The sequence below is a fragment of the Pseudomonas mosselii genome (assembly GCF_003205295.1).
Taxonomy (GTDB): Bacteria; Pseudomonadota; Gammaproteobacteria; order Pseudomonadales; family Pseudomonadaceae; genus Aquipseudomonas; species Aquipseudomonas mosselii_B.
Genome location: NZ_QJRP01000070.1, coordinates 1 through 4,044 on the forward strand (window position 1 = coordinate 1; position 4,044 = coordinate 4,044).

At 66.5% G+C, this 4,044-nt stretch carries 5 protein-coding genes; 4 read left to right on the forward strand and 1 reads right to left on the reverse strand.

The genetic code is table 11. From position 1 onward, the window contains the following. Together DMX06_RS25935 and DMX06_RS25940 are read left to right on the forward strand one after the other, a co-directional pair. Positions 1–1,810 (forward strand): S9 family peptidase (locus tag DMX06_RS25935; protein WP_110739972.1); only part of this gene is annotated, 1,810 nt, incomplete at its 5' end. 175 nt (positions 1,811–1,985) lie between these two features. Next, positions 1,986–2,459, forward strand: a complete 474-nt coding sequence (locus DMX06_RS25940; protein WP_110739973.1) for a cyclic nucleotide-binding domain-containing protein — start codon at positions 1,986–1,988, stop codon at positions 2,457–2,459. On the opposite strand, the gene DMX06_RS25945 is transcribed toward DMX06_RS25940, so the two are convergent. Further along, positions 2,456–2,731 (reverse strand): hypothetical protein, encoded by a 276-nt coding sequence (locus tag DMX06_RS25945; protein WP_110739974.1) that lies wholly within the window; start codon positions 2,729–2,731, stop codon positions 2,456–2,458. The genes DMX06_RS25940 and DMX06_RS25945 overlap by 4 nt on opposite strands. Positions 2,732–2,863: 132 nt before the next feature. Here DMX06_RS25945 and DMX06_RS25950 point away from each other — a divergent pair, with 132 nt between their 5' ends. Beyond that, positions 2,864–3,229, forward strand: a complete 366-nt coding sequence (locus tag DMX06_RS25950) for a YajD family HNH nuclease (protein ID WP_050704320.1) — start codon at positions 2,864–2,866, stop codon at positions 3,227–3,229. Positions 3,230–3,302: 73 nt separating this feature from the next. Continuing rightward, entirely contained in the window at positions 3,303–3,773 is a 471-nt protein-coding gene (locus DMX06_RS25955; protein WP_028693028.1) for an RNA methyltransferase, read from the forward strand. Positions 3,774–4,044: the final 271 nt, after the last annotated feature.

Here is a 4,044-nt window from a genome sequence, read left to right on the forward strand (position 1 = left end):
CTACTACACCCGCACCACCGCGGGCGACGAATACCCGCGCCATTACCGCTGCCCGCGCCCGGCCGACGACAGCAACACCGTCGATGAAAGCCGCGAGGAACTGCTGCTCGACCCCAACGCCCTGGCCAATGGCGGCTTTCTTTCCCTCGGCGCCTTCAGCATCAGCCCCGACCACCGCCTGCTGGCCTACAGCCTGGACACCAGCGGCGACGAGATCTACACCCTGTACGTCAAGGACCTGGCCAGTGGCACGCTGAGCGCCCTGCCCTTCGACGACTGCGACGGCAGCATGACCTGGGCCAACGACAGCCAGACGCTGTTCTTCGCCGAACTGGACGACACCCACCGCCCCTGGCGCCTGCGCCGCCACACCCTGGGCGAAGCCGACGCCACCCCGGTGTTCGAGGAGTCCGACGGACGCTTCTTCCTGCACTGCTACCGCGCCAGCTCCGAGCGCCAGCTGGTGCTGCTGCTCAACAGCAAGACCACCAGCGAGGCCTGGGTGCTCGACGCCGCCACGCCACAGGCCGACTTCACCTGCCTGGCGCCACGGGTCGAAGGCCACGAATACTTCCCTGACCACGGCCAGCTCGACGGCCAGTGGCGCTGGTTCGTGCGCAGCAACCAGGACGGCATCAACTTCGCCCTGTACCACGCGCCGGCCGACAGCGTGCCGACCCGCGCGCAGTGGCAGGTGCTGGTGCCGCACCGCGACGACGTCATGCTCGAAGGGCTCAGCCTCAATGCCACGGCGCTGTCCCTGAGCCTGCGCGAAGGCGGCCTGCCGATCATCGAAGTGCACCCGCAAGGTCTGCCGGCCTACCGCGTCGAGCTGCCGGACGCCGCCTACAGCCTCTACGTGCAGGACAGCCTGGAATTCGCCAGCACACGCATTCGCCTGCGCTACGAAGCGCTCAACCGTCCGGCCCAGGTGCGCCAGCTGGAGCTGGCCACGGGTGCCCAGCAGGTGCTCAAGCAGACCCCGGTGCTCGGCACCTTCGACGCCGACGACTACGTCAGCCAGCGCCTGTGGGCGGTGGCCAAGGACGGCACCCGGGTACCGATCAGCCTGGTGCGCCGCCGTGTCGACGAGGGCAAGAGCGTGCCGCTCTACCTCTACGGCTACGGTGCCTACGGCGAGAGCCTTGACCCCTGGTTCTCCCACGCCCGCCTGAGCCTGCTGGAGCGCGGCGTGGCCTTCGCCATCGCCCATGTGCGCGGCGGCGGCGAGCTGGGCGAAGCCTGGTACCGGGCCGGCAAGCAGGAGCACAAGCACAACAGCTTCGACGACTTCATCGCTTGCGCCGAACACCTGGTCGCCGAAGGCGTGACCAGCCGCGAACACCTGGCGATCAGCGGCGGCAGTGCCGGTGGCCTGCTAATCGGCGCGGTGCTCAACCTGCGCCCCGAGCTGTTCCGTTGCGCCATCGCCGAAGTGCCGTTCGTCGACGTACTCAACACCATGCTCGACCCCGAGCTGCCGCTGACCGTCACCGAGTACGACGAATGGGGTAACCCCGAAGAGCCCGAGGTGTACGAACGGATCAAGGCCTATGCCCCCTACGAGAACGTCAAGGCACAGGCCTACCCGGCGCTGCTGGTGGTCGCCGGCTACAACGACAGCCGCGTGCAGTACTGGGAGGCGGCCAAGTGGGTGGCGCGCCTGCGCACGCGCAAGACCGACGACGACCTGCTGCTGCTCAAGACCGAGATGGGCGCGGGCCACGGCGGCATGAGCGGGCGATACCAGGGGCTGCGCGACGTGGCGCTGGAGTATGCGTTCGTCTTCAATGAGCTGGGCGTGGCGTAAAACGCGATTTTCGTTGTCATAGGGTTCGCAACGGCGAGGGCTTTGCCCTCGTTTCGCGACACAAGGCCGCTCCCACAGGTTCCGTGCTATCCGTGTGGGAGCGGCCTCGTGTCGCGAAAGGGCTGCGCAGCAGCCCCGACAATCCCAGGACAGCACCCGGTGAGAACAACAACACATGCCCGACACCCAGCACCTGAATGCCGAGATCCGCGACATGCTCATGGACTGCGGCCTGTTCGACACCCTGCAGCCCGGTGACTTCCTCGCCGCCGCCGGCTATTTCAGCCTCACCGCCGTCACCCAGGGCCAGACCCTGTTCAGCGAAGGCGACGCCGGCACTTTCATGTGCATCCTCCATCGTGGAGTGGTCTCGGTGCAAAAGACCGACGGCAACGGCGCCCAGGTGGAGATCGCCACCCTGCGCAAGGGCCGGGCCTTCGGCGAGATGGCCGTGCTCGACGGCGAACGCCGCTCGGCCACCTGCGTGGCGGCCAGCGACTGCCAGATGCTGACCCTGGGCAAGGACGCACTGGAAAAGATGCTCAACGAAGCCCCCCGCATCGCCGCACGGATCATCCGCGCCCTCGCCGTGGCCTTGTCCAGGCGCCTGCGCATGCAGGATGGCCAGCGCCTGGCACAGCAAGTCTAGCGCCCCTTGTCAGGCGGCTTCGGCGGGTCCTGGCTAAGCCCGGGCAACGGCTGGTCCTTGGGTGGCCCCGGCTGCGGCATCGGCGGCAACAGCGGTGCGCCCGGCCGGTTGGCGCCGGCCTTGGGCGGCGTGCTCGGGGTGATCTGCGGGTAAGGTGTCGGCGTCGCGGTTCCGGGCGCGCCGGGAACCGTCGTGAGCGGCCGTTGCTGGCCCGCGGCGTCGGCCGTGGATACTGCGCCAAGCAACAGCGCGGCGAGGATCGCATGCAACATCGGCAGCCTCCTGTCAGAAACCTTCCTACAGGCTACGCCCAACGGCGCGATTTTGCCTGTCCGCACGCCCCACAGGCGCGCTAGACTCAAAGGCATAACCGTCATTGCCCTGATCAGAAAAAAGGTAACACCATGAGTTCCACCTCCGACGCCACCGCCCGCCTCGACCGCATCCTCGCCGATGCCAAGCGCGACAAGGAAATGGGCTACCGCGACAAGGCGCTGAAGATGTACCCCCACGTCTGCGGCCGTTGCACCCGCGAGTTCTCCGGCAAACGCCTGTCGGAACTGACCGTGCACCACCGCGACCACAACCACGACAACAACCCCCAGGACGGCTCCAACTGGGAGCTGCTGTGCCTGTACTGCCACGACAACGAGCACGCCCGCTACACCGACCAGCAGTATTTCAGCGAAGGCTCGCTGAGCACGCCGAAAGTCGCCGTGGCCACCCACAACCCGTTCGCCAACCTGGCCGCGCTGATGAAGAAGGACTGAACGTCGATTCACGCCCCCGGCGTGCCGGCAAGCCCGTATAATCGCGCTCTTTTTTTGCGAAGGGCCCCGACACGTGGCGAACAAACGGTACAGCTGCATCGGCCTGTTCAACCCCAAATCCGCGGAAAACGTAGGCTCGGTGATGCGCGCCGCGGGCTGCTATGGCGTCAATTCGGTGTTCTACACCGGCAAGCGCTATGAGCGCGCCCGCGACTTTGTCACCGACACCAAGCGCGTGCACTACGACATCCCGCTGATCGGCATCGACGACCTGCAGCGCATCATTCCCCTGGGCTGCACCCCGGTGGCCGTGGAGCTGGTGGAAGGCGCGCGTCCATTGCCTGAGTACACCCATCCGGACCGGGCGATCTACATCTTCGGGCCCGAGGATGGTTCGTTGAGCGAAGACGTGCGGGGCTGGTGCGAAGAGACGATCTACATCCCGACAGAGGGCTGCATGAACCTGGCGGCGACGGTGAATGTGGTGCTGTATGACCGCATGGCCAAAGGCTTGAACACCCGCTCGGGGCCGAAGTTCAAGTAGCCCTCACGCCTTGCGCCCCCTAATCCGGCTCCCGTGCAAGCCTGGCGTCTACGCGGCGAAATAAACGCTACCGTAGGCCGTTGCCGTTGTGCTTTTGCTTTTGCTTTTGCTTCTAAGCGCGCGATATCCCAGGCGACACAAATTGCGACTTCAGGAGGCCGAACGCAGGCCTTGCGGAGGGAGGTGACGGGCATGGATGCCCGTCAAGCGCTGGGGCCCAGGATGGGCCCTGCAGCGCGGTCCTCCCGGGAGCAAGGCCGGAGTGAGGGGA